This is a genomic window from Stenotrophomonas sp. YJH_SMC_20 (assembly GCF_059367845.1).
Genome location: NZ_JCAFRG010000002.1, coordinates 332,849 through 356,850, shown reverse-complemented (window position 1 = coordinate 356,850; position 24,002 = coordinate 332,849). Strand labels below are relative to the sequence as shown.

Genomic DNA, 24,002 nt, shown 5'->3' with positions numbered 1-24,002 from the left:
CGCCCTGAGGCAAGCCAGCCAAGAACAGGTGCTGTCCGCTGAAGGGTAGTGCCGGCCGCTGGCCGGCTCCCCTTTGACGCCCAGAGCCGAAGGAATGCCGGCCCGCGGCCGGCACCTCCCGCAGCCAGGCATGGCTTGGCTCTACTGGTCGGGTTTCACCCTTACCACCCGTTTCCGGTACTCGTACACGTTGTCACCGCGGATGCGCTTTTCCTCGGTGCCGGTGACCCGGCCCACCTGCTGGTCCGAACCGGTCACGGGCTGTGCCTCGATTTCGGTCTCGTGCTCGAAGGAATGCGATTTGTCGGTGTTGCGGTAATAGCGGTACAGCGCCCAATACAGCGCGGTCGCGCCGGCTGGACCTGCCGCCAACAGCCAGAGTCCACTGTCGTCGCTCATGTCGATGCTACCAGGAAGGCAATTGCGAGGGCTTCAATGATGGTGCCGGTGGCCAGTGCCGCCAGCAGCATCTTCCATTGCTGCACGGGCACGCTGCCCATGGTTTCGCCGGTACGGCCGTTCACCGCGATGTAGTGCAGCATGCCGCCGTTCTTTCCGGGCTGGTGATACGAGTACAACCACACCGGCAGGTACATCGACACCCAGCGCGTTCCATGCACCTCCAGCTGTTCCTGTTCCCAACGCACGCCACGGTTGTAGCGCCTCACCGAACCTTCCACCTGTGCGCGGGCAATCGACAGAAGCTGGTCTTCCAGCCGCGGCCGCAGCTTTTCCACGTCGAGATTGCGTTTTTCAGAGGTGAAGCCGGCCAGGTACGAAGCGTTCCATTTCACCGCGTTCTTGGTGTCGAATGGCAGGATGGTGTTGATGATGTTGTTGGTGTTGGCCCGGGTATCCAGATTGCCGCGCTCGGCCGAGGATTCCAGGGGCAGGTCATCAACGGTGAAATCGACCTGGCGTTCGACCTGGTAGACATCTGCGTCGTACAGGGTGCGCTTGTTCTTCTCGGTGCCGACCGTGTATTGCCGGGTCTGGATCTCGCCCTTGCCGGCCACGGCCGCGCTGACATTGCTGTCGACGATCATGTAGGGCAGGAACACGCCCACCACGTTCTCCGGGGTGAACTGGTCCTTGAACGCCTTCAGCGCGAACATGGGGCGCTTGTCGACGAACTGGCGGATGCGCGCGACCGCATCGTCCTTCTTGATATGGAAGGGCAGCACCGCATCGGGCACCGCGCCGTTGGCGATCTGCTCGTTGACGCCGAAGACGTGGCGGCACCAGTGGCAACGCGCCGTCATCGTACTCTCGGTATTGACCGTGACTTCGGCGCCGCACCCGGTGCACTTGAACGTCATCAGTGCCGAGGTGTCGGCATCGATGTCACGCGCGCCGGAGGCGATGACCGTACCGCGCAGCTGGTCGATGGCCTCGCCCAGCCCGAATTCCTCCTCCACGCGCGCGCCATGCCATTCGTGACGGCAGTACAGGCAGACCAGGATATCTGTGCCGGCCTTGGGCCGGATGTCGGTGGCGCCGCACTTCGGGCAGCGGTTGAGACCGTCTTTCAGCTCGCTGGCCGAGGTATCGAGGGCCACAGGATCGGGCGCTTCCACTTCCTCGCGGATGGCCTGTGGCAGAGTCGACGTGTCCAGCGGGAAGCTGCCGGGCAGGGGAGGGACGTCCTGCGGCGAACCGGGCCCATCCAACGACGCCGCCGGCAGGGGCGGCGGCGTCGCGGGCACGGATCCGGGCAGCGGCGGTGGGCCGTTTCTGGGATCGGACATGTGGGTTGTGCGTTCTGCTGTTACAGGCCCAGTGCCTTGGCTTTCAGGGCGTCATAGTCGCCTTGGGTGATCAGGCCCAGGTCCAGCATTTCCTTTGCCTTCTTCAGCTTGGCCACCGGGTCATCCGCAGCCGGGGTGACCGGCTGCTGCATGCCGCCCACACCGAACATGCCCGAGGCCATGCCGACACCGACCAGGCCCGCCGCACCGCCGTTCTCGCCGGCCGACTGGATGCCCTGGGCGACGCTGGCCTGCAGGTTGGAATTGCCGCGCGAACCGGACAGCGCATCGGCGCGCTGCACGGTCTTCAGCAGTTCGCGGGTGTTGGCGTCGTACTCGATCGAGACGATGGCGGTCTTGACGATGGCCAGGCCGCGGTCGGACTTCCACTGGTAACCCTGCTCGACGGCGGCGGACAGGCTCTGCGCGAAGCCCAGCGAGTCCTGCTGCAGCTTCGTGATGCGGTTGCCCTTGCCCGGATCGTTGGTATACAGGCTGAAGGCCGGGGCCAGCGAACCGACCACTTCATTGAACAGTTGGCTGGCAGCGGCGTTGTCCAGATCGGTGAAGTCGAACACCTGGCCCGGCCGCAGGTAGCTGGCCGGCACGAAGTTCTTCACGAACAGGATCGGGTCGACGATCTTCAGGGTGTACGAGCCGCGGGTGATCGCACCGACCTGGGTATTGAGGAATCCGTCGTCCCAGTAGATTTCCGACTGGGTGCCGAAGCGGTTGTCCGGCAATTCCTTCAGCGAGACGAAGTAGGCCGCCTGCTGCGCGCCCGGCTGGCCGCCGAACTTGAAGCGTTCCCAGCTCTGCTTGATGAAGGTGCTGACCAGGCCGTCGCCGGCGAAGATCGACTGCGAGTTCAGATCGTCCGAACGCCATTCGTAGCCACCCGGTTCGGCGACGAAGGCGGTGATCGCACCGTCCTGGAACAGCAGCAGGCCGTAACCTTCGGGCACGATGATTTTCGAGCCGTTGGTGATGATGTTGGACGAGCCGCTGGTGTTGGAGCCGCGGCCGGCATTGGTGCCCTGCGGCACTGCCGCGAACAGGGCGGCAGTGGACGGCAGGCCCGCCGGCACGGTGTAGAAGTCCTTCCACTGGTCGGCCAGCACACCGCCAACCGCCCCCTTCACCGCCTGTACCAGACCCATGTCCAACTCCCTGTGATTCGAGGGCAGGCACCATGCCTGCCGAGCTGGACTGAATATAGCAGCGGTGGAGGACGGCAGTAGTGCCGGAACATGAATCCGGATCAGCGTCGGCCAGTGCCGGTTGGCCCGGCCCGTACCGCCTGCAGCACGGCCGCCATGTCCAGCGCCCCCGATCCGGACGCCAGTGCCTGTGCGAACAGCGCGTCGCTGGCGTCGATCAAGGGCGCATGCATGCCCACCTCATGGGCGGCAGCGGCTACCAGCCCACTGTTCTTGCGCACGTCGGTGATCGACGCCTGCACGCTGAAGTCACCACGGATCATTTTGTCCAGCTTGATTCGCGATACTTCGCTGGCCATCGGCCCTGCGTTGAGCACCTGCGCGAAGCGGTCAAGCTCGATGCCGTGTGCTTCGGCGAAGTACACCGCTTCGGCCAAGCCGGTGACCAAGGTGATCAGGTACAGGTTCACCGCCAGTTTCATGCGCAGTGCGGACGGCACTGCACCGCAGCACACCGTTTGCCTGCCCATCGGTGCAACCAGTGGGGCGGCTGCCGCGAGGTCGACATCGGCACCGGCCAGCAGGATCACCAGCTGCGCCGCTTCGGCCTGCACGCGTGAGCCAGACACCGGCGCTTCCACGTAGCGGCCGCCCGCGGCACGGATCTGTTCGGCCAGCGCCTGTGAGTACGCTGCCGAGCTGGTACCCATGTTGATCAGCAGGCGGCCCTCGACCCGCTCGCCAAACGCCGCGCCATGCCGATCGAGCACGCTGTCGATGGCATCGTCATTGGCCAGCATCAGGATGAGGGTGTCGCAGGCCGCGAATACCCCGTCCACCGCCTCGCAGACGTTGATGCCGGCGGTGCGCGCGGCCGCATGGTTGCGGTCGGAGCGCGACCAGCCGCATACCTCGTAACCTGCGCGAGCCAGATGGGCCGCCATGGGCGTTCCCATCACTCCAAGTCCCAGGAATCCGATGCGCATGATGGACGTCCGCTGGCCGCAGAGCGCCCATCATGCCATGGGCAGCGGCCGCTAGAGCATGTAAGGAATCTTGAACGCCAGCGTGAAGTCCGGTGCGTCCGGGGTCAGTCCGATGCCCAGCAACGTTACCAGCGTGGTGTGCTGGTTCAACGCATAGGTCACGCCCAGGTTCAGTGATGCCGCATTGGCGTCACTGCCGATCACCTTCATCCACTTGCCACCCTGGAAGCGGGTGGAGGCGCGGGCGCTGATGCGGTCGCTGAAGGACAGGCTCAGGCTGGTCCGCTCGTTGAATGCGAAGGCAACACCTGCACCGAAGTACACCGAGCCGCCCAGCTTCACGTCGCCTGGGTTGACCGTATCCGGATTGCTGTCGATGTCGTTGAAGCCGCGAGGGATGGAGTGCACGTACCCGATGTTGGCGAACAGGATGGCCGGGTCGGCGGTCTTCACCATCGACAGGCCGAGGTTGGCCTGCCATACGCCGTTGCCGGTGGGTTGCTCGCGCGGCACGGCGAAGCGGATGTAGTCGTCGTCATCGCGTTCGATCACCTTCCAGTCCAGGCCGTAGGGCGCGCGCCCGGTGGGGGCGGTGACACCGGCCGTGAGCACGGTCTCAGGGCGCCAGCCGCGTTCGCCGAACAGCCGGTAGTTCGCGCTCAGGCCAATGTCGCCCAGGCCGTTGCCGTTGGTCTGCTCCTGCGCGACGGCCGCCGCTGCACCGCCGGCGCCGCCTTTCTGGTACACGGTGCGCCTCGCCAGGTAGGGCACATCCAGGTTGAGCGTCAGGTTCGGGCTGACGCTCCAGCGGGCTGCCACGTTATAGGTCAGCGAGTCGGACTCCACGTTCTCGATGGCGATATTGCCGAGGAAGATCGCGTCCAACGCGAGGAAGCCGTTGAGGGTGAGCTGCTTGCGGTCATAGCGGGCGTAGGTGAGGCTGTTCTCGACGGTGAAGCGACGGGAGAACAGGGCCGATTGCTGCTGCTTCACGTCGTCCACGCTGCGCCGCGACTCCTGCCTGGCCTGCTGGGCCTCGGCAGCGGTACTGGCGTAGCCCTCGCTGCTCGGTGGAACCGCGGCGGCCGCCGCCTGCGCCAATGGCGCGGCCGGTGGGGTCGAAGCCGGGCCAACCCGCCCGCCCAGGCGCGCCTGCATGGCCTGCACCTGCATGTCCAGTTCGCGCAGCCGCCGCACTTCCTGTGCGTAGTTGGCTTTCAGCTGTTCCAGCTGGTTGGCCAGGGCCTGCACGTCGGCGCCATCGTCAGGCGTCGGCGGCACGGCAAGGGCGGTGCCCGCCAGCGCCGCCAGCGCCAACGGGGTGATCCTCATCAGGGTGTGCATGTTCGTGTCCTGCGTTGTGGAGCGTTTCCCCCAATGCCAGGCCCTGCTACTGGCCCGGCCCCATGCCGCGGTTCAACGCAATCGCCTGGGCCACGTTCTGGCTCAACGGCAGATTGCCGCCCACGGCGTTGCGCACCAGCTCCAGCCGCAGCTGGTTGCTGGCGATCTGGCCGTCACCGGTAAGGGCGATGCCCTGGCCGACGCTGCCATTGCGGATCCACTGCTGCACCAGCCCCTGGCCATCCACCTGCAGCAGCAGGTGTGCCTGGTTGCCTTCCAGCACGGCCGTCGCGCTGGCGCCGGCCGGCTGCGCGGTGACGTTGCCTGCGCCATCAGAGAGAACAGCCGGCACGCCACCCTCGCGGACGGTCAGCGTGGTGACGTTGCGCGCGACATTGCCATCGCCGGCCACCTGCACGCTCTGCACCAGGCCGCTGGCATTGGCCAGGCCGCTGCTGTCGATGCTGCGTCCGTGGGTATCGGGCAGCGGCGCATCGGCTGCCGTGACATGCACGCTGGGCTGGAAGCTGAGCTTCGGCGCGCCAGCACCACGGAAGTCCATGCCCAGGGTCAGGCTGCCCTGCAGGGTCGTGCCGTTGCTGGCCTGCCACTGCGACACCATGGTGACCCCGAACCAGGCAACGTTGTTGCCACCCACGGTGTAGCGCCCCCGCATCAGGCTCAGCTCCGGGTCGGGGATTTCCGTGAGTCCACGCCCCGTCCTGCCGTCGGCGGCCTGCAGGGGCAGGGCAGGGGCCATCAGCAGCAGAGCCATCCATACGTGTTGACGGAACATGGTCGTACCTCCTCAGAACAGGTCGGCGTGGCTGAAGCCGAAGTCGACCAGTTCGGCATCGGTGATCGGCCCTTGCCGCGCGTAGAGCGCGCGGGCGCTTGGCCGTTCGCTGGGTTGCAGAAGAACGGTGTTGCGATCGAAGTCGCTGCCGATCACCACGAAGACCGCGCGCGATGGCCAGGCGGCCAGGAACTCCGGCAGCGCCACGCTGCGGTTGCCGAGGATCGGGTCAGCCACTTCCACGATGCCGTTGCGCACCTGCTTGAGCACCACGAAATGGCGGAAGCCGCGCACGTCCATCAGCACCAGTCCTGGCACGCGAAGGGTGCGCAGTCGTGTTTCATCGATGCGGTAGCCCCGGCCACGCATGCCGAGCGATTCCACGTAGCGCTTGATGTCGAGCAGGGAGAAGCCGCGTTCGGCCACCAGCGCTGGATCGGAAACCCCCATCATTCCTTCGATCACCGTCGCTTCGTCGGTCTGCAGGTGATAGGCATGGCGCAGGATGGTCGCCAATGCGGCTGCCCCGCAGCTGTAATCGGTGTGCTGGCGCACCACGTTGCGGTAGCGCCGCTCCTGCATGCTTTCGACCTTCTGCTGCAGCAGCGCGCCGTTGGGCAGCACGCCGGCGAAGTGGACCTCGCCGGCCCACGCCGATGCGGTGCCCAGCAGCCACAGGCAGGCCAGCAGGCGCATCGATGGAGGGCAACGGATCATCTACGTTCTCCGGCAGCAGGGGGGAGCCCCCGTTCCAAGGGGGAGGAGGAACAGGGGCTCCCGGGGACCCGGCCATTGGCGGACGGCCGGGGTGTTGCGCTTACTCGCCGCTGCCACCACCGCCGCCGGTGCTGGGCTGGGCGACTGCCAGGGCCAGGCTGTTGGCCTGCAGGTTGCCGGTGCCCGCAGCAACGTTCACGCCGATGTTGCCGGAGGCGCCCGAGAAGGCACTGCCGGACAAGGCCGAGGTGTTGGTCGCATTGACGTTCACCCACCGCGTGGTGCTGACCGTGCCGCTGAGGCTGGCATACAGGTCAGCCACGCCCAGTTCGACGAACTGGCTGGTGCCACTCTCACGCGTATCGAAGCCCAGGCCGCCCACCCCCGGCCGGTTGGGGTTCATCGTGGCGTTCTGGATCTGGTTGTCCAGATCGATATGGCCGGTGCTGTTGCCACCCGGGTGCGGCAGCTCGCCACTCCACGTATCCAGGTAGTAGTTGGCCATCTGGTAGGCGTTGCCGGTGCCGCGGTAGGTGCCCGCGCCATAGGCCAGTGTCAGGCCGCTGACGCCGCCACGCATGCCGACCTGCACGGTATCGGTGTAGGACTGCACGAAGCCGGCGTTGCTGACCGTGTTGCCGGTGGAGACCTGGTTGGAGCTGATGCTCGACTGGGCCACCGCCGTGGTCGCGACCGAGGCCGCGAGGGCGTTCTTCTGCTCGTTGTTGTTGCCCGAGGCGATGTTCACGCCGATGTTGCCGGACGCGCCGCCAAAGGCGTTGCCGCTGAGACCTGCGGCGTTGGTGACACCGGAGTTCATGGTGGCGTTGCCGAAGCCGGCCTGGTTGACGAATACCTCGGCGTCGGCCATGCCGAAGCTGAAGGACGCATCGGCCGCAGATAGTGAGGCCGCGTTGTCCTGCGCATTGTTGTCGCCGGAGACGACATTGAAGCCCAGATTGCCCGAGGCACCGGCGCCGACGCTGTCACCGATCGACGCGCTGTTGGTGACCAGGCTGTTGCTGGTGGCGTTGTTGCTGATCGACTGCCGGTTGTCGATCACGGCAATGGCCGCCGAGTCGAGGTCGATGTCGCCGGTGATGTTCGGGTCGCCGGAGAAATTGATGTCGGTGCTCAGGCGCAGGTCCTTCTCCAGGTTCACGTCGACGCCGTGGTTGTTCTTTTCCTTGCGTTCGTCGGCCTGGATGTTGCTGTGCTTCTGCACGTTGACGTTGACGTTGACGGTGCGGTTGCGCGCGTCGTTGTCGGTGTGGTTGTGCGTGTCGTTGCGGGTCTCGCTGACGGTGTGGTTGTGGTTGATGTTCGCGTTGGCGTTCTGGTTGTCCCAGCCATTGGCCGCAGCGGCGGTCGAGGCAGTGGCAATCGCCATGGCGAGCATGGTCTTTTTGACGGTCGCTTTCATGGTGCCCTCTCTCTCATCAGGTGGTGCATCGGTTGGGTGGTTGTCACGGGCGGTCCTGCACGACCAGGCCCAGTACGTTGGCCGTGTCGTTGCCGTTGCCCGCGATCTGATTGAGTTGCAGGACCCCGTCGAATCCCCGCAGTGCGGTGCTGGCTACACCGGCGCTGCGGGTGCCCGTCGCGACGCCGTAACCGGTGTCGTCCCGCCCCCCTGCCAACGCGGAACCCTCGGCGGCCAAGGCCGTATCGTCGGTTTCGCGTATGCCCTGTCGGGCCAGCGTCGCGCTGACGACGTTGAGTGTCGTGTTGGCGATGCCGCTGGCCTGGTTGATGGATGCGATGCCACTGGCACCGGCCAGTGCGTCACCGCCAATGAACGCGGTGGCCTGCAGCGGCCCGGACAGCACGCGGTTGCCCTGCTGCATTTGCCGGGCATTGATCGCCACGTCGGCGCGATCGCCCTTGGCGATACCCCGCAGGTTGGCCTGCACGTTGAGGTCGCCGGCGGGCTGGTTCACGGCGATGGCCCCATTCGCCCCGGCCAGTGCGTGGCCGTCGATGCGGGCCACGTCGAGATAGGCGAGCATGCCGCCGTAGTCATCGGCCCGGGTCGCCCAGGGCGCGGCAGCGAGCAGCAGAAGCAAGCCGTGCAGGGCCCTCATTTTCCACCTGCCGGGGCCGTGCCCTGCAGGGGGAACTGGGCCAGTGCGCCGCGCACGGTATCGGCGATACCGCGGGTGCTGCTGCCGACCGCACCGAGCGGACCGCTCATGGCGCCCCCGAGGTTGCTGCCGACCATGCCATCACCACCGCGGCCAAGCGTGCCGCCCAGGGCCTGCTGGGTGACCCGTTCAACGGTAGTGCCGCCCGGTGTCGCGACGGACGCTGCCTGGCCGGCACCCATGCCGGCATAGTCCTCATCGCTCAACTCGTCCATGCCGTTCGTCGTGCCACCGGCGCCCAATACGGTGGCGATCTCGCGCTGTGGCTTCGGGTCGGCAATCAGGGCCATGCCCGGTGGTGCCATGCGATAGGCCGGCCGCGCGGAGACGTCCCGCAACAGGACGATTTCGCCCGGCTGTGCCTTCACGCCCTGGCGGGCGCCCGACGCGGATGCGCCCGTGCCAACCGACAGCAGGGCGATTGCCAGTGCTGCGGCCAGGCCGCGAATCAGGGTGATGCCGTCCATGTCGATCTGCCGCGATGGGGTGCGGCGGAACCACGCATCAACCGTGCCAACTTCGACGGGCCCACGCGCCAACAGGGTGACCGTGCAGCACCTGACCGGGTTGCTGCCATGCTGTTACAGGCACGTCGCGGAATTGTCGGGATTTCGAAGCGCCAGGCACCGCAGGGCAAGGGTTGCGGGCGACTGTCGCATCGGTGTTACAGGTGGCGTCGCCGTCTGCTACGGTGCCGCTTCAGTCAGGAATTTCTTGACGCACTGCTCATTGCGCCGCCATCTAGGGAAGCGCTAGGATCCGCCCAACAAAGCCACCCCGGTGGCCGTAGAGGTCCCGGCGGAGGGCGGCACGCCGGTGATTGCCTGACAGTCCGCCGACGGTGTCCGGATGCTGGGGGAAGCATGGCAGCGGTCCCGGAGGCTTCTACGTCACGTTGCGTGCTCTGGTTTGGCGAGCCGTTGGCGAACGAGCGCAGTGCGCTGGCGGCAGCAGGCTGGCATGTGCGCAGCATCCATCCCGATCCCGCCATGGCGATAGGCCTGCGTGGGCGCGATCGATTGCTCGCCGTGCTCGATCTGCGCCATCTCGATGCGGTCGCGCTGCAGCTGCTGGCGCCGTGGATCGAGCAGCACCAGCATCTGCCCTGGCTGGCGGTACTGCCACCGGGCGCCGGACCCACATCGCCGGCCTGGCTGCCGTTGCTGCAGCGATGTGGCGCGCGCTTCACGCTGCCGTTCGGCCTTCAGGACCTGGTCTGCGCAATGCGCCAGCAGTTCGATGCGGATGATCCGCCTGTCGACGCAACCTGCGGTGGGCACGGACCGCACGCGCTGATTGGCGAAAGCGCCGCGCTGCATGCGGTGCGCATGGTGCTGCACAAGTTCGCGCCGGTGGAACTGCCGGTGCTGGTCACCGGCGAAACCGGTACAGGCAAGGAACTGGCTGCACATGCGCTGCATGCGCTGTCGGGGCGCGCCGGCAGGCCTTTCATTGCGGTGAACTGTGGTGCGATTCCGGCCAGCCTGGTGCAGTCGGAGCTGTTCGGCCACGAACGTGGCTCGTTCACCGGTGCCGACAAGCGGCAGATCGGTGTGTTCGAATCCGCCCATGGCGGTACGGTGTTTCTTGATGAGGTAGGCGATCTGCCGGCAGAAGCGCAGACCAGCCTGCTGCGCGTGCTGCAGGAGGGGACCTTCGAGCGCGTGGGCAGCAGCCAGCCGCTGCGCGCGGACGTGCGGGTACTTGCCGCGACCCACGTCGAACTGGAACACGCGGTGGCGCAGGGGCGGTTCCGCGGCGATCTCTACTACCGCCTGAACGTGCTGCGCCTGCTGATGCCACCGCTGCGCGAGCGCGGTGCCGACGTGCAGCTGCTGGCCGAGCACTTCCTGCGCTGCTTCCGGTTGCGCCACAGCGTGCGTGCACGCGGCTTCGCACCGGCCGCACTGCAGGCGATGCGGCGCTTCGACTGGCCCGGCAACGTACGCGAACTACTGAACCGTGTGCAGCGTGCAGCGATCATGGCCGAAGGCGAGCTGATCAGTGAGCGTGACCTGGAGCTGGGCGCATCGGTAGCGGCCCTGCCCGCGGCGATGCTGCACGATGCGCGCGGCCAGGCCGAGCGCGATGTACTGCTGCAGACCCTGCGCCAGACCGGCTACAACGTCTCCGAGTGCGCGCGGCAGATGCAGATATCGCGGGTCACGGTGTATCGCCTGTGCCGCAAGCACCGGTTGGAACTGCCTGCACAGCGCTGATCAGCCGGCCGCCAGGTGCTTGAACAGGCGCACCGGTTTGCCCGCGACGCGCTCGATCACGCCCTTGGCTTCCAGGTCCAGCTGCACGGCCTTCAACCACCAGCCGGCGGTGGCACCTGCCGGGAACAGCGCGGCGGGCAGGTGTGGCAGCAGTGCCTGTTTCGCCTGCGCGACGGTCAGGCCGGGCGGTTGCGCGGGCAGCGCCCGCAGCAAGGCATGGCGCATGGCGAGGTACTTGGCGCGATCCACGCGCTGGATGTGCCCGGGCGTGGTGATGCTTTCGATCTCGATCCGTCCTGGCTCAGGCATGGGCATCTCCCGCGACCTCGATGCGTGGGCTGCGGAAGCCCATGGCGATCCACGCCTTCATCAACCGCGCATAGAAGCGCAGCGACCGGGTTTTCAGGTTCGGCACATCGTCAGGAAGCACAGACGCATCAGGAAGATCGCTGACCATGGTCCGCATCTCCACGGCAGGTCTTGTCGATGCCGGCCACAACAGGCCATACAGGCTCAGCCAATGGCCGCCGCTGAACTCCAGGAAGAGCGGCGTATTGCAGCAGCCGGCCAGCACGCGGCGGCTGCCGCCCCTGCTGGACAATCGCAAGGCACGCAGCATGGCATGCCCGGCATCGATGCTGACGCGATCCTTGCGGTGCATTACGAAGAGCGTCTGGCCGTGCGGGCCCAGCACGTCCGGTGCTCGGGGCATCGACTGCAGCATGGCGCCGGCCTTGCGGCAGCTGTCGCAGCAGCATTCGACGGTGGCAATCGGTTGGCCCGTGGCGGTCAGGCGCACCTGGCCGCAGGCGCAGGCAAGGGACTGGTGTGAGGCCATCTGCGTTTTGTCCTGGGGTTTCATCCTCTCGACGAACCGGGGCGCGGAAAATCGACAACATCTGCCTTCAAGGGCGCATCATCCGATAGCGGATGCGGTACAGGTCCAGCCCTGCACCGTCCGCGCGGCGCGCCGAATAGGTCAAGGTGTCGGGTTGCGAGCCATCCAGCATCGCGCCGTAGCTGTCGCCGGAGGCCTCGTTCAAGGGGGAGGGCAATGCAAGGCCCGCGTCATAACGGCCTCCACGCTCGTAGGCGATGAACTGGCGTACCGGTGCACTGCCGAAGTCCAGGGCGCGGGCAAACACCAGCGTCCGGCCGTCGCCCAGGAAGGTGGCATCTAACTCCTGCGCTGCGGTATTGAGGTCTCCCGGCAGCGGCCGTGCCGGCTGCGCCATGTCGCGGACCATCGCTGCGACGTAGAGGTCATGGCCACCCGCACCGCCTGCGCGATCGCTGGAGAACAGCAGCGTGGCTGCGTCCGGCGAGAGCATCGGCGCGAACTCATCGGCCGCGCTGTTCACTGCCGGGCCAAGATTGACCGGCTTCCCGAATCGACCGTCGCTCCCAATGCTGACCCGGTACAGATCGTCGCCGCCCAGGCCGCCTGCGCGATCCGAACAGAAATACACCACGCGGCCATCGGCGGAAAAAGCGGGATCGAAGTCGCGCCCCGGCGAGTTGAACGGCACCGGCATCGCCGGCCGCCAGCGCTGCCCATCGTTGTGGGAGACCCAGATGTCATACCCACCCGGCCCGCCGGGCCGGTTGCGGCTGAACCACAGTGCGGTTTTTCCGTCCGGGCTCAAGGTCAGTCGAATCTCGTCGTATAGCGTGGATGCAACGCCCGGGGCAAAGCGCTCGGCGGGGCCGACGATCCGCAGCACCCTGGATGGCGACGCGGGAGGCGACGCAGCAACCAGCAGCATCACGGCCAGCAGCGCCTTCATGCCTGTCGCTCGAAGTCGCTGACCCAGTTGGTTTCCCAACTGCGTCCACCATCGGTCGAGGCCGCCTGTTCCCAGCGCGCCGAACGCGGGGTGATGTGTGACCAGATCACCCGTGTCTGGATTGTTCGACCGTCGTGCTGGTCTTCGCCGAAGAAGCGGCCGACACCGGCATGGAAACCACCACGCAGTGGCGCGCCGATCCGGGTTGGCTCCCGGCCATCCAGCCACCAGCTCAGCCAGTGCCGCTCCGCCGCATTCCAGGCGCGGATGCCCATGCCTCGCAGCGGCGCTCCAGGCATGTCCATCAGGTTGTCACCCACGTTGCCGAATCCTCCCAGGACCGGCCAGTTGTGCAGGGTGCCGTTGAACGCGTCCCATGCATCGCTGCCTGCCAGCCGAGCGCGCAGGCGACGATGGCGCACGTTCCAATGGCCCACCAGGAAATCAAAATCGCCCGGTGCATCCGGCAGCTTCGGAAGCGGAGAGGGGACCGCAGCAGTGCGGCGGAACCAGTTGCGCCAGTTCACTTCCCAGTGCGCACCGGCATCGTCGGAGAACGCCTGTTCCCACCACGGCTCCTCGCCGTGGATGTCATGCCAACGGAACCAGACCTCGACGGGGCGCCCGTCGATCCGGTCGGTGCCGCGGAAGCTGCCGGCATCGCCCTTGAAAGCGCCGCGCACAGGGGCTTCGATATGGGCAGGGTTGCGACCATCGATCCACCAGATCGACCACGTGGAAGACACCGGATCGAATGCACGCACGCCCAGGCCCCTGTAGGGGCCCGAAGGCAGCGCCATGACGTTGTCATCGATGGTGCCGAGTCCGCCCAGGGTGAGCCAGACCGCGCTGGAACCGGTGAAGGACTCCCATCGGGTATCGCCGACCAGGCGCTCCTTCAGGCGTCGGTGCCGGACCTGCCAGTTGCCCTGCAACCATTTCCAGTCTTCGCTGTGGCTGGGCAGGGCCGACCCGGAGGGCAGCGCCGTAGATGCCGCCGCGGCGGCCAGGGTGGCCAGGAACTGCCGTCGATCCATGTGCGTGATCCCCTGTCGAAGGTGCCTCCATCGTTGCGCGTACCAGGGGGATTGACCACGCAGATATCGGGGCTCAGGCTAAGTCACACTTATGGTCACCAAACGCCAGCTGCCATCGCTTGCCGCCATCCGTGCCTTCGAGGCGGCGGCGCGGCTGGGCAGCTTCGCGCGTGCCGCCGAAGAGCTCGACACCAGTGCGGCATCGGTGAGCTACCACGTGCGGCGGCTGGAGGCCCAGACCGGTACCTGCCTGTTCCTGCGCCATGCACAGCACGTAGAACTGACAGCGACGGGTGCCAGCGTCGCCCAGGAGGCCACCCGGGCATTCGATGCACTGCGCGCCAGCTTCATGCGCGCCGCAGACGCGGATGCGGCGCGACTGCGCCTGTCCGTGCTGCCCACGCTGGGCACCAGTTGGCTGACGCCGCGACTGGGCACGTTCCGCGCCCGCCACCGGCAGCTTGTGCTGGAACTGGACCTGTCGGCAGCGCCGCAGGATCTGGCCGCCGGTCACTTCGATGCCGCCATCCGCAATGGCCAGGGCGAATGGCCGGGTCTTCAGGCAACTCCCTTGTTTCCCAGCGTGTTCACACCGTTGTGTGCGCCGGCGCTGCTGCCAGCGGCCCGTGGGTTGGGGACCAGCGCGCTGGAGATTCCCCTGCTCGGGCGGCCGGACTGGTGGGCCCTGTGGTTTGCCGCGCACGGGCACATCCCACCGCCGGCAGCGGAGAGTTTCGTCGCGCCCTTTGCCGTCGAGCATCTGGATGTCGGCGCCGCGATCGCCGGGCAAGGCATCGCCATTGGTTCGCCGATCCTTTTCCAGGCCGAGCTGGACAGCGGGCGGCTGGTGCAGGCGCATCCGGGTGTCGCCAGCGACGGTCGCAGCTTCTGGTTCGTGGCACCCACGGCGCGAAATGGCAGTGCCAAGGTGATTGCATTGCGTGACTGGCTGGTCGAGCAGGCCGCTGAGGCGCGGCACGCGGCACGCCACTACCTGGCCCAGGCGGTGGTGCCATGAACCAGAGCCCCGAACTGCTGCGGCGCCTGCTGCGTGCCAAGGACCGGATGGACCGCGCCAGCCATGAGGAATGGCCGGTCGCGCGCCTGGCCGAGGTCAGTGCAGTGTCGCCGGCGCACTTCGCCCGCTCGTTCAAGCAGGCCTTCGGGCTGCCACCGCACCGCTATCTCCTCAGCCGGCGCATCGAACGGGCCGTGGCGATGTTGCGTGACACCGAGTTGCCGGTCACCGAAATCGCCGCGCAGACCGGGTGGAGCAGCCTGGGTACCTTCGGCCGCATCTTCCGTGCCATCACCGGTGACAGCCCGGGCAATGTGCGTGAGCGTGAGCGTGCAACCCGGGCGGCGTCGGCCAGCGTGCCGGAATGCCATGCACGCGCCGCGCAGCGCCCGGACCTGAAGATCGCAGTTTTGGAGAAGCGCCGCCGCGAGGCGGTTGCTAACGTGGACCCCACCTGAGGGAGGTCCCATGACGAACACTGTGAACACGGTCGGCCTGTATGTGCGCGACCAGGATGAGGCGCTGGCGTTCTACGTCGGCAAGCTCGGCTTCGAAGTGCATACCGACGTACGCAATGGCAGCTACCGATGGCTGACGGTCCGCAGCCCGGGCCAGGACGGTTTCCAGCTGGGCCTGTTCGTGCCAGGCCCGCCCACCCACGACGCCGCTACCGCACTTGCGCTGCAGCAGCTGGTGGCCAAGGGCGCAATGCCGCCGCTGGTGCTGGCCGTGGATGACTGCCAGGCGCGCTACACGCAATGGCTGGCACAGGGCGTGGAATTCACCCAGGAGCCGATCGAGCGCTATGGCGCCGTCGACGCCGGATTCCGTGACCCGTCAGGCAATGGCTGGAAGATGATCGAAGCCCGCTCCGAAGCGAGGCGCCGCCAATGAGCCGGGGGGCTGGGCACGGCCCGTGCATCGCTGGACCTCGATCGTGTTCACCCTGGCGGTGATCGCCAATTTCGCCGTTCGCGGGCTGGGGCAGGGCGAACCTGCAGCGTGGATCACCTATGCGCCGCTGCCGCCGCTGTTCCTGCAACTGTTCACCGGGTTGTACCTGTTTGCGCTGCACTACAGCGGCAGGTGCCGCAGCGCCGGGCAGGGCGCTGCGGGTTGACGCCGGGTCAGGCGGCAGCGTCGGCGGCGTAGGCCGCCAGCAGTGCGGGAAGATCTTCCATGCGCTGGAAGATCACCTGGGCACCGGCCGCGCGCAGAGCTTCGGGTGTGCTGTGGTGCGGGCCGCCCTCGCTGAAGCCGAACACGGTGGCACCTGCCGCCACGCCGGCGGTCGCGCCGGTCACGGTGTCTTCAATGACCGCGCAGCGCTTCGGATCCACACCCAGCGCGGCAGCGGCCGCCAGATAGACGTCCGGGTGCGGCTTGGTGTTCGGCATGTCCTGGCCGCTGTAGACGTGGTCGCCGAATGCATCGAGGATGCCGACCTTGCCCAGCTGCAGTTTCACCTTGATCAGGTCGGCACCGGACGCGCAGGCAATGCGGCCACCGGTCGCTGCGGCGATCGCACGCACGGCCTCGGGCGCCCCCCGGATCGGCTCCAGATCCCGTTCCAGCGCCCGGTTGCGCTGCTGGCGGAACTCCTCCAGCCATTCCTCGGTGAACGGCTTGCCGGTGCGCTCTGCGATCAGCCCTGCCAGATGGGCCACGGACTGCCCGAGGAAGACTTCACCCGCCTGCGCCGGGGTCAGCGGCCAGCCGCGTGCGGTCAGCATTTCCGAGAGAACGCGGGCGACCAGCGGCTCGGAATCGACGAGTACGCCGTCGCAGTCGAACAGCACGGCATCGAAGGGGAAACAGGACATCTACAGCTCCAGGGGGCAATGCGGTGGTGCAATTGCCCGCCATTTTCCCACAGCCATCCTTGCGTGGCACCCGGACCGGGTGCCACCCATTCCCGGCAGACCGGTCAGCCCAGATCACACCCTGAAGGCTGTGGCCAGGTGCTGGCCGGCAGCATGTTCTTCAGCGAGGCCGGTGCGTTGATCGCCACATAGCTGGCGCCCAGCAGCTCCTCCAGATCGGCGATGGTTACCAGGTAGCTGTCCAGGCTGCCCAGGTTCGCTTCATTGGGGATGATCCAGCTGATCGCCTTGGCCGTGCCGGTGTTCGGATCGCGGGTGATGATCGTCTTCCAGAAGAACTCCGGCGTCGGGATGCCGTGGCTGGAAAGGAAATAGTCGTTGGAGGCGTCGCCGTAGACCACGCCACCATAGACATCCACCGGTGCGATGTCACGGTAGCACTCGGCCACGTTCTCGGCCTTCACCCAGATGCCCTGGTTGAAGCTGGAGACCTGCGGAACGATGTTGGTCATGTAGTTGGCGCGGCGGATGTAGGTCGCGTTGTAGTCCATGTGATTGGACGTCACCAGATGGCCCCGGTCATAGCCGGACGTGATGCTGGCGTAGGAGGCGGTGCTGGTCTGGCCGAGGCAGCCTGCCGGCAGGTCGGGGTCCTTGTAGAAGCTGGACGGCCGGGCAGCCGAGCCGGTGTCGGCGGTCAGGGTGTATTCGTAGCGGGTGGCGCTGTGGGTGCTGCAATCGTAGGTGAGCACGAAGCCGCCCTTGTTGAGAGTGACGACCTGGGCTTGGGCAGCGCCGGCGACGGCACTGAGGACGAACGCGAAGAAGAAGCTTGCAAGGCGCATTGCGGTTCTCCAGCAGAAGTTCAGGGCGCGGCTGTCCGCCACGACCTGGCAGGGCGAGGTCATGGGGAGACGGTGCGGAGTCGGGTGCAGCGGATTGCGGTGGGACGTGACCGCGTTGTTGGGCTGTGGAGGCCCTGCGGTGTCGTAAGCGTCACAAGCTGTCGTCTTTCGGTCAACGACGAAAAGACGAAGCTGTGACCGCCCGCAAGCACTGGAGAGGTGTCAGATCACACGGGGCGTGGGTGACATGCGCGCGTGCTAGGGCGTCGTAGCGCAGGGGGTGTACGACTCGATATCCTGCGCAGCAGGACCGGAAACCGCAGGATCGAGCAAGGCGAATGATCAACAGTGAACTGCTTGCAGGGGGCGCTGCTGCTGCGCTGATCGGGGTTGCAATCGTGGCTGCGCTGCGTCGGCACAGACGCCCGCCACATCGCAGTTTCAAGTGTGGGCGCTGCGGCAACGCCGCCCTCCATGACGAACGTACCCGTGGCGCTTGGCGCGCCGGGAAGCAGCGCTTCTACTGCAGGGCCTGTCATGCCGCTTGGCTGCGATCGCATCCACAGGCTTCCGCGCCGCACCGCGGGGCGTCCGGATGCCTGGGCGTCGTTGGCACACTTGCATTGATGCCACTTGCAGGCCTGGTGGCGTGGGTGATCCACCGCGCCTGAATGTGGTCCTGCATCGATCCAGCCGGGCGCCGGGTTCGAAAGCGCCATGCTGCGTCGCAAGGTGCCACCCACCATTCGCACTGGTACGGTCCGATCCGTTGCACCACCACCGACGGGGAGAGACCACGATGCGCAAGGTAGTGCTGCTGTTGATCCTGCTGACCGGGCTGGCGCCCACCGCCTGGGCGGCCACGGTCAAGACCACCCATCGCACCATTCCCAGCTGGGATGGAACGCCTCTCGGGGCTTTCGTCATCGAACCGCAGGACGCGGGCAGCGGGCTGTATCCCTTGCTGGTGATGCCCAGCAGCTGGGCGGTGCCCAGCGTGGAATACGTGGGCGTGGCGCAGTCACTGGCCCGGCGCGGCTATGTGGTCATCAGCTATAGTTCGCGTGGCGTCTGGGAGTCCGGCGGCAGCATCGACATCGCCGGGCCGGCCACGGTCGAGGACGTCAGTGCGCTGATTGACTGGGCGCTGGACAACACTCGCGCCGACCCGTCACGAATCGGCGTATCGGGCATCTCCTACGGGGCCGGCACCAGTCTGCTGGCGGCGGCACGCGATCCGCGCATCAAGGCAGTGGCTGCACTGAGCGGCTGGGCCGACCTGCAGGCCTCGCTGTACAGCAACGACACCCCCAGCGCGCAGGGCATCGCGCTGCTGGTTGCCGCGGGCCTGGCCACCGGTCGCCCGGGACCGGAGCTGTCCACCATCAATCGCAATGTGCTGGTCGGCAACTACCAGGGCGCGGTGGACTCGCTGCTGCCGGTGGCGGCGCAGCGCAGCCCCGGGTCCAGCATCGATGAGATCAACGCCAACCAGCCAGCGGTATTCCTGGCCAACGCCTTCAACGACAGCCTGTTCCCGCCGGGCCAGCTGGTGGACTTCTTCAACCGTTTGAAGGGCCCCAAGCAGCTGCAGCTGCGCCATGGCGACCACGCCCTCAACGAGGCCCTTGGCGCTTTCGGTATTCCCAATGAGGTGTATGCCGCCGCGGGCGACTGGTTCGACCACTACCTGAAGGGGGTGACCAATGGAATCGACCGCCAGGCGACGGTGCAGCTGAAGTCGCAGAAGGGCAGCTGGAGCTACTATCCGGACTGGCAGGCTACCCGGACGGGCGCGGTCAGCTACGGGCTGACCGCGCCGAGCGGGCTGTTGCAACCCACCGGTGGACTGGTGGCGAACGGTGGCGGCACCGGCTGGAGCTACCGCATCGGCAGCGGCCTGCTGACGGCTGCCAACTCCGGCGTGGTGATGGCGTCCGGCGCGCTGCAGATGATCAACCTGCCACCGGGCGCGTATGTGCCGTTCGTCGGACGCAACGCCGCGGGAGTCTGGCAAGGGCCAATCTACTGGAGTGCGCGCCGTCTGGATGGCGCGCCGGAAGTGCGGATGACGGTCACGCCAAGCCGCGCCGACACCACGTTGTATGCCTATCTCTATGCCGAGGACGCGCTGGGCAATGGCCAGCTGATCAGTCACAAGCCCTATACGCTGCGGGGTGCCACGCCGGGGCAGGCGAAGACCATCGACCTGCGGCTGGAGGCCAGCAGCTGGGAGGTGCCGGCCGGCACTCGCCTGACCCTGGTGGTGGACACGGTGGACCTGCGTTATGCGGGCATCAGCCAGTTGGGTGGCACGGTAACCTTCAGTTCACCGGCGAACGCGCCGTCGGTACTGAAGCTGCCTTTGCACTGATGGGTCATCGCAGGTCCGGTGGATTCATCGAAGCGTCGCGGACACAGGGATCACCGGCGTCCGGTGTCAGGCGCGCCTCGATGTCCGGTGGAAACCGCGGAATCCTGCTGGTCTGCATCACCACCCAGCGCATGATCGTGTGCAGGTAGTTGAGTGGCAGCATCGTGAGCCACATGAAACCCGGGAGCTGCGCGTCTTCGGCGAAGATGCGCTCCTTGCCGGACGCGAAGCTCTCGCGCTTGCCGTCCAGCGGCATGCAGCAGTGCACCGCGTCCACGACGGCTGCCGGTCCTTCTTCCATGTAGCGCCGCAGGAATTCCCAGTGGGCATGCGCGTTCTCGATGCGGGAGGTCGCGATGCAGAACGCGAACGTCTCCCGTACTGTCACGCCATTCGCGTCCAGGATCAGTCCGCGGACATCCCAGTTGTACCATCCGAAGGTTCCGGTTCCGCGGCCCAGCGTGAAATGGACCCGGTCCCAGGGCACGCTGAGGGTGGTGCCATCCAGCCGGAACACGTGTATCTGCCGGTGCTTGCGATCGAGCGCGATCGGATAGTAGGTCCAGCGGAACAGCTCGAGGCAAGCCACCCAGATGCTCGCTGCAGTGAAGGCGGCCAGCATCGCCATGCCGATGAATATCGCCTCCCACAGGCCGTTTTCGTTGGGTAGCCTGTTCACGACCAGCGACCAGAGCAGCATCAGCATGCCGCCCAGCCCAAAGGCAATGCCGATCGCGCCCAGCAGGGCTGCAAAGCCACGCGCGGCGAACCAGCGATCCACCGAAACCAGGACGTTCGAATTCATCTTCACCACGCACAGCTGCGCCAACGGCACGACATCCAGCCGCTTCTTCTGCAGCAGGCGGTGCTCGCGTTCAAACGCATTCAGCGGGCGGTTGTTGGGAAACTTGCGCGTGTATCCGGTGTAATCCATGGGCGATCCCTGCGCGATTCCAGCGCCCGTTGGATTCTAGCGGGATTCTCCCGGGGCAAGATCAGCGACGAACGTCGAACGGGTGGCTCTCCATCAGTGCCCCGACTTCAGCTTCGCGAGCAGGGCTGAAGTCGCCGTGAATGGCGTGCTTCAACGCGCCCGCGGCCAGTCCGAAGCGCACGGTGCTTTCTGCGTCCAGCCCGGACAGCAATCCGTGCAGGATGCCGGCGGCAAAGGCATCGCCACCGCCGATGCGATCAACGATGCCGGGCAGCGGCCTCGGAGCGGCCTGCGCGCGGGTTCCATCGCGTCCCAGCAGCAGCGCGCCGAGCACGTGATGGTCGGCGCTGATCACCTCGCGCTGGGTGCAGGCCAGCCACCGCAGGTGCGGGAACGCGGCAAAGGCAGCGGCCGCAGCGGCTTCGGTCCGAGCGACCGCATCGTCCTGCGGAAAGTGCAGCCCCAGCACCAGTTCGATGTCCCGATGATCGGCAAACGCAATGTCGGCCTCGGCGAAGATCTCACGCAGCATCACCGCTGCGTCGCCACCCCAGCGTCGCCACAGTGAGGGACGGTAATTGCCGTCGAAGGACACCTGGACGCCGGCCGCACGAGCCGCACGCACGGCCCCCCGCACCGACTCGGCCACGTTGGCGCCCAGCGCCGGACTCACGCCCGAGACATGCAGCAGGTGCGCGCTGGACAGCAGAGTGGGCCACGCATGATCCTTGACACTGCTGTTTGCGAATGCAGAACCCGCCCGGTCATACACCACTTCAGTGGCGCGCTGCACCGCACCGGTGGCCAGGAAGTACAGGCCCATGCGGTCACCCTCCACTTCACGCACGCCGGCCACGCCCACGCCATGCCGCCGCAGCTCGGCCACGGCATGCCGGCCCAGCGCGTTGCCGGGTACTGTGCTGACCATCTGCACATCGTGGCCCAGGCAGGCCAGCGAGACCGCCACGTTGGCCTCGGCGCCCCCCACATGGACCTGCAGCTGTGGCGTCTGCAGCAGCAGTTCACGACCGGGTGCGCCCAGGCGCAGCAGTAATTCACCGAAACAAACGACGCGGCTCATCGGTTCTCTCTCAGTCGGTGGCGGTGCAGCCCAGCATGCGCAGATCGATCGCATCGGCCATGCGCCGGTAGCCTTCGTCGTTGGGATGCAGATGGTCGCGGGTGATGTCGTTGGGCAACGATTCCGCCGCTTTCGGATCACGCAGGGCGGCATCGAAATCGATGATGCCATCGAACCCGGTCTGCCCACCGCGTGCCCACTGGTTGATCGTGATGCGGGTGGCGGCGGACACGGGCTCGTAGCGCTCGGAACCGCCGAACGGGGTCAACGTACCCAGCCAAGCGCGGATGCCGTGCGCATGCAGCCGCGCCGCAACCTGTTGATAGCCCAGCAGCATGTCCGCCGCACTGCGTCCAGGCAGCGGCTGCGCGCCACCGCCGTGGCGGATGTCATTGATGCCTTCGAACAGGATCACCTGATCGGCATCGGCCACGGCGATCACATCGCGATCCAATCGAGACAGCGCACTGTGGCTGCGGCCATGGTCAAGCAGTTTGTTGCCGCTGATGCCCTGGTTGAGTACCACGAACCGGTTCGGGCAGGCTTGCTGCAGGCGCTGCGCCAATCGCTCCGGCCACTGGTTGAAGGTGCCGCGACGTGCGGTGGCGCCTTCCGTGATGGAATCGCCCAGCGCCACGATTACCTGGGGACGATCATCACGCTGCACCATCACTGCCGAGAACACGTTCTGCTGGTAGCTCAGCCGCACGCTGTCGGCGACGGCTGTCTGCCTGCCATCTGCGACCCGCAGCTCGGTGCGGCGCACGGCGGGGCGGGTGGGCTGCGGGAAATAGGCACTCACGCTGATCTCCTGCAGCGCCGCCACCGGCATCCGCACCGGGTCGCTCAGCAGCGCGGCTCCGACCGGTACCTCGATGATCGCGCGGCCATCCACCGTTACCGGCAGCGGTGCGGCCTTGCCGTTCTTCACTCCCACGCGCAGGTCCTCGACCCGCAGCGGCGCCGTGCCGAGCTCGTTGCTGATGCGCAGCCGCAGCGCATCGCCACGGCTGCCGACACGCATGTCCTGGCGCACGGTCTGCGCGGCGAACTGAACCGGCGCATCGGACGTTCCGTCCTTGCGGTCGGGCGCGGGCGCGGCCGTCCAGGCAGTGACCCACACGGGTGCGGCCCATGCAGCGGGCGCCGTCATGGCGGAGCAGAGCGTCAATGAAAACAGAAGTGTCCAGCGCTGCATGGGCAGGATTCCAGTCAGGAGAAGTAGGTGCCGCCGTTGACGTCCAGATTCGCACCGGTAATGAACGCCGCCGCATCCGAGGCCAGGAATACAGCGGCGTCAGCGGCTTCGTCCGGCGCACCCTGGCGGCGCAACGGGGTGGCGCCGGCAACGGCCGTGCGTACTTCCGGCTTGGTGAATTCATCGTGGAAGCGGGTGGCGATCATGCCGCAGCACAGTGCGTTCACCCGGATACCCTTCGGCCCCAGCTCCTTGGCCATGGCGCGGGTGAAGGTCATCACCGCCGCCTTGGCGGTGGCGTAGATCGATGCGCCCGGGCCGCCACCATCACGACCGGCCTGCGAGGCGAAGTTGACGATGGCCGCGCCTTCGCGCATGTGCGGCACCACCGCGTGCGTGGTCAGGTAGGTCGAGGTGAGGTTCAGGTCCATCACGGTGTGGAAGAACGCCGGGTCGATGTCGGCCAGCGGCCGGCGCTGCACCATGCCACCGGCCACGTTCACCAGCAGGTCGATGCGCTCGCCGAACGCGGCCTGTGCCGCAGCGACCAGGCCGGCGACGGCCGTGGCGTCGGTGACGTCGGCACGGTGCACGATGGCCTGGCCACCGGCCGCACGGATCTGTGCCAGCGTTTCCTGGGCACTGGCTTCATCATTGGCGTAGTTGATGCAGACGCGTGCACCGGCGGCAGCCAGCTTGATCGAAACGGCGCGACCGATATCGCGGCCACCGCCGGTGACAATGGCCACCTTGTCCTGGAACGACATGCGGAAAACTCCTTGGTTTGCGGG

Annotated in this window: 25 protein-coding genes and 1 pseudogene; 6 read left to right on the top strand and 20 right to left on the bottom strand. The window is 66.8% G+C overall.

Annotation, left to right across the window (positions count from 1 at the left end; translation table 11 throughout):
- Window positions 1-141: 141 nt before the first annotated feature.
- The 10 genes and pseudogenes from AC5P6A_RS04995 to AC5P6A_RS04950 all read right to left on the bottom strand — a co-directional run bounded on the left by AC5P6A_RS04995 (window position 142) and on the right by AC5P6A_RS04950 (window position 9,362).
- On the bottom strand, window positions 142-399 hold the full coding sequence (locus AC5P6A_RS04995) for a hypothetical protein (RefSeq protein ID WP_046983345.1): 258 nt from the start codon (window positions 397-399) through the stop codon (window positions 142-144).
- The gene (locus tag AC5P6A_RS04990; protein WP_346714852.1) at window positions 396-1,748 is read right to left on the bottom strand and encodes a TFIIB-type zinc ribbon-containing protein; all 1,353 of its coding nucleotides are present in this window, start codon (window positions 1,746-1,748) and stop codon (window positions 396-398) included. Before AC5P6A_RS04990 ends, AC5P6A_RS04995 begins: the two co-directional genes overlap by 4 nt.
- Window positions 1,749-1,768: 20 nt before the next feature.
- Window positions 1,769-2,908, bottom strand: coding sequence for an SPFH domain-containing protein (locus tag AC5P6A_RS04985; RefSeq protein WP_197577931.1), 1,140 nt, complete (start codon window positions 2,906-2,908; stop codon window positions 1,769-1,771).
- Window positions 2,909-3,009: 101 nt separating this feature from the next.
- Window positions 3,010-3,900: pseudogene (locus tag AC5P6A_RS04980) on the bottom strand (NAD(P)-dependent oxidoreductase); the annotation flags it as partial.
- Window positions 3,901-3,945: 45 nt separating this feature from the next.
- Window positions 3,946-5,238, bottom strand: coding sequence for a transporter (locus tag AC5P6A_RS04975; protein ID WP_308305048.1), 1,293 nt, complete (start codon window positions 5,236-5,238; stop codon window positions 3,946-3,948).
- Window positions 5,239-5,284: 46 nt separating this feature from the next.
- The gene (locus tag AC5P6A_RS04970; RefSeq protein ID WP_021202351.1) at window positions 5,285-6,034 is read right to left on the bottom strand and encodes a hypothetical protein; all 750 of its coding nucleotides are present in this window, start codon (window positions 6,032-6,034) and stop codon (window positions 5,285-5,287) included.
- Window positions 6,035-6,046: 12 nt separating this feature from the next.
- The gene (locus tag AC5P6A_RS04965) at window positions 6,047-6,751 is read right to left on the bottom strand and encodes a C39 family peptidase (protein ID WP_308305049.1); all 705 of its coding nucleotides are present in this window, start codon (window positions 6,749-6,751) and stop codon (window positions 6,047-6,049) included.
- 100 nt (window positions 6,752-6,851) lie between these two features.
- Window positions 6,852-8,174, bottom strand: coding sequence for a FapB/FapC family functional amyloid domain-containing protein (locus tag AC5P6A_RS04960; RefSeq protein WP_495222254.1), 1,323 nt, complete (start codon window positions 8,172-8,174; stop codon window positions 6,852-6,854).
- Between the two features lie 43 nt (window positions 8,175-8,217).
- Window positions 8,218-8,835 (bottom strand): FapB/FapC family functional amyloid domain-containing protein, encoded by a 618-nt coding sequence (locus tag AC5P6A_RS04955; protein WP_495222252.1) that lies wholly within the window; start codon window positions 8,833-8,835, stop codon window positions 8,218-8,220.
- Window positions 8,832-9,362, bottom strand: a complete 531-nt coding sequence (locus AC5P6A_RS04950) for a FapA family amyloid fibril periplasmic chaperone (protein WP_346474403.1) — start codon at window positions 9,360-9,362, stop codon at window positions 8,832-8,834. Before AC5P6A_RS04950 ends, AC5P6A_RS04955 begins: the two co-directional genes overlap by 4 nt.
- A 396-nt stretch (window positions 9,363-9,758) precedes the next feature.
- Here AC5P6A_RS04950 and AC5P6A_RS04945 point away from each other — a divergent pair, with 396 nt between their 5' ends.
- On the top strand, window positions 9,759-11,114 hold the full coding sequence (locus AC5P6A_RS04945; RefSeq protein ID WP_346714850.1) for a sigma-54 dependent transcriptional regulator: 1,356 nt from the start codon (window positions 9,759-9,761) through the stop codon (window positions 11,112-11,114).
- Here AC5P6A_RS04945 and AC5P6A_RS04940 read toward each other — a convergent pair whose 3' ends face one another.
- The 4 genes from AC5P6A_RS04940 to AC5P6A_RS04925 form a co-directional block, all read right to left on the bottom strand.
- A complete protein-coding gene (locus AC5P6A_RS04940; RefSeq protein ID WP_111098486.1) occupies window positions 11,115-11,423 on the bottom strand; it encodes a DUF6958 family protein in 309 nt (102 codons plus the stop codon).
- Window positions 11,416-11,952 (bottom strand): GFA family protein, encoded by a 537-nt coding sequence (locus AC5P6A_RS04935; RefSeq protein WP_346474396.1) that lies wholly within the window; start codon window positions 11,950-11,952, stop codon window positions 11,416-11,418. The genes AC5P6A_RS04940 and AC5P6A_RS04935 overlap by 8 nt, the downstream gene beginning before the upstream one ends.
- A 67-nt stretch (window positions 11,953-12,019) precedes the next feature.
- Complete coding sequence (locus AC5P6A_RS04930) at window positions 12,020-12,901, bottom strand: TolB family protein (RefSeq protein WP_346474397.1); 882 nt, start codon at window positions 12,899-12,901, stop codon at window positions 12,020-12,022.
- Window positions 12,898-13,938 (bottom strand): hypothetical protein, encoded by a 1,041-nt coding sequence (locus AC5P6A_RS04925; RefSeq protein ID WP_346474398.1) that lies wholly within the window; start codon window positions 13,936-13,938, stop codon window positions 12,898-12,900. Before AC5P6A_RS04925 ends, AC5P6A_RS04930 begins: the two co-directional genes overlap by 4 nt.
- Window positions 13,939-14,029: 91 nt before the next feature.
- Here AC5P6A_RS04925 and AC5P6A_RS04920 point away from each other — a divergent pair, with 91 nt between their 5' ends.
- The 4 genes from AC5P6A_RS04920 to AC5P6A_RS04905 are packed head-to-tail and all read left to right on the top strand — an operon-like array spanning window position 14,030 to window position 16,076.
- Window positions 14,030-14,956, top strand: coding sequence for a LysR substrate-binding domain-containing protein (locus AC5P6A_RS04920; protein WP_346474399.1), 927 nt, complete (start codon window positions 14,030-14,032; stop codon window positions 14,954-14,956).
- Window positions 14,953-15,414 carry a helix-turn-helix domain-containing protein gene (locus tag AC5P6A_RS04915; RefSeq protein WP_180876850.1) on the top strand — a complete coding sequence of 154 codons (462 nt, stop codon included), beginning with the start codon at window positions 14,953-14,955 and terminating at the stop codon, window positions 15,412-15,414. Before AC5P6A_RS04920 ends, AC5P6A_RS04915 begins: the two co-directional genes overlap by 4 nt.
- A gap of 10 nt (window positions 15,415-15,424) precedes the next feature.
- Complete coding sequence (locus AC5P6A_RS04910) at window positions 15,425-15,850, top strand: VOC family protein (RefSeq protein ID WP_005409768.1); 426 nt, start codon at window positions 15,425-15,427, stop codon at window positions 15,848-15,850.
- Window positions 15,851-15,872: 22 nt separating this feature from the next.
- Window positions 15,873-16,076, top strand: coding sequence for a hypothetical protein (locus AC5P6A_RS04905; protein WP_346474400.1), 204 nt, complete (start codon window positions 15,873-15,875; stop codon window positions 16,074-16,076).
- Between the two features lie 7 nt (window positions 16,077-16,083).
- On the opposite strand, the gene AC5P6A_RS04900 is transcribed toward AC5P6A_RS04905, so the two are convergent.
- Entirely contained in the window at window positions 16,084-16,779 is a 696-nt protein-coding gene (locus tag AC5P6A_RS04900; RefSeq protein WP_134729206.1) for an HAD family hydrolase, read from the bottom strand.
- Between the two features lie 104 nt (window positions 16,780-16,883).
- Window positions 16,884-17,624, bottom strand: coding sequence for a DNA/RNA non-specific endonuclease (locus tag AC5P6A_RS04895; protein WP_346474401.1), 741 nt, complete (start codon window positions 17,622-17,624; stop codon window positions 16,884-16,886).
- Between the two features lie 799 nt (window positions 17,625-18,423).
- Between AC5P6A_RS04895 and AC5P6A_RS04890 the strand changes: the two genes are divergently transcribed.
- Window positions 18,424-19,998 carry a S15 peptidase family protein gene (locus AC5P6A_RS04890; protein WP_346714849.1) on the top strand — a complete coding sequence of 525 codons (1,575 nt, stop codon included), beginning with the start codon at window positions 18,424-18,426 and terminating at the stop codon, window positions 19,996-19,998.
- A gap of 4 nt (window positions 19,999-20,002) precedes the next feature.
- Here AC5P6A_RS04890 and AC5P6A_RS04885 read toward each other — a convergent pair whose 3' ends face one another.
- From AC5P6A_RS04885 to AC5P6A_RS04870, 4 genes are all read right to left on the bottom strand, one after another.
- A complete protein-coding gene (locus AC5P6A_RS04885; protein ID WP_329841863.1) occupies window positions 20,003-20,932 on the bottom strand; it encodes a DUF6708 domain-containing protein in 930 nt (309 codons plus the stop codon).
- 61 nt (window positions 20,933-20,993) lie between these two features.
- The gene (locus tag AC5P6A_RS04880; protein WP_346474224.1) at window positions 20,994-22,013 is read right to left on the bottom strand and encodes a sugar kinase; all 1,020 of its coding nucleotides are present in this window, start codon (window positions 22,011-22,013) and stop codon (window positions 20,994-20,996) included.
- Between the two features lie 10 nt (window positions 22,014-22,023).
- Window positions 22,024-23,211 carry a GDSL-type esterase/lipase family protein gene (locus AC5P6A_RS04875; protein ID WP_346474225.1) on the bottom strand — a complete coding sequence of 396 codons (1,188 nt, stop codon included), beginning with the start codon at window positions 23,209-23,211 and terminating at the stop codon, window positions 22,024-22,026.
- 14 nt (window positions 23,212-23,225) lie between these two features.
- Window positions 23,226-23,978: an SDR family NAD(P)-dependent oxidoreductase gene (locus AC5P6A_RS04870; protein ID WP_021202372.1), complete on the bottom strand. Its 753-nt coding sequence runs from the start codon at window positions 23,976-23,978 to the stop codon at window positions 23,226-23,228.
- Between the last annotated feature and the right edge of the window lie 24 nt (window positions 23,979-24,002).